General features: G+C 41.8%; 1 pseudogene. It reads right to left on the reverse strand.

What is annotated here, in order from left to right:
- Positions 1 to 630 (reverse strand): annotated as a pseudogene (locus R7Z49_RS25045) (chromosome segregation protein SMC); the annotation flags it as partial.
- Between the last annotated feature and the right edge of the window lie 76 nt (positions 631 to 706).

Raw genomic sequence — 706 nt, forward strand, 5'->3', positions numbered from 1 at the left:
AGCTGTTTGGCGGCGTGTTTGTAATACAGTTATGCTCTTCGCAAAACCACGTAGTCTATTCAGTTCCTGCTGCTTCGCCGTTCTAACTTGGACTTGTTGTTCAATTGCGGTATCGCTTTGCTCCAATTGTTGTACTTGCGCTTCCAGCTGTTGCCAAGCCGTATAACCACCTTGCGACGGTTGAAGCATTGAGTTAAACCACTTAATTGTAGGCTGGATGTTAGAGGCAAGTCTAAACTTATGAAGAGGGTTAGCTGTTAAACGATCACAGGAAACATTAATGACTTGTGATAGTTCCGCCAATGACTGATTAAGGCTCTGATAGTATTCTTGGGATTTAGCTTGTAAAACTGCAAGATGCTGTAGCTTTTGCAGCTCTTCGTCTGCATGTGCATAAGGATTCAGGGCTGTCTGTGTCAATGGAGTTTTACAGGCTGGGCACTTATCAGGGCTATTCGCTTGTAATTTAGATACTGATTCATACAACTGCTTAAATGATACTTGCTGACTGGCATTAACCAATTCTTGTTGGCTAGCATTGTAGTTAGCAAGGTTTGTATTGATTTCACTTCGAATAATAGCAAGCCTAGCTTGGGTCAAGCCGCTTTTCGCATATACTGGCTGTTGCAAATCAGTTTCCAATTTACTAATTAGCCCAGGGTTTTGATCGTCACCGTTTAGCTCTATCATCATTTGATTATAAGTA

Origin of the sequence: Vibrio sp. 1562 (genome assembly GCF_033340155.1) — a bacterium.
GTDB lineage: Bacteria > Pseudomonadota > Gammaproteobacteria > Enterobacterales > Vibrionaceae > Vibrio > Vibrio alginolyticus.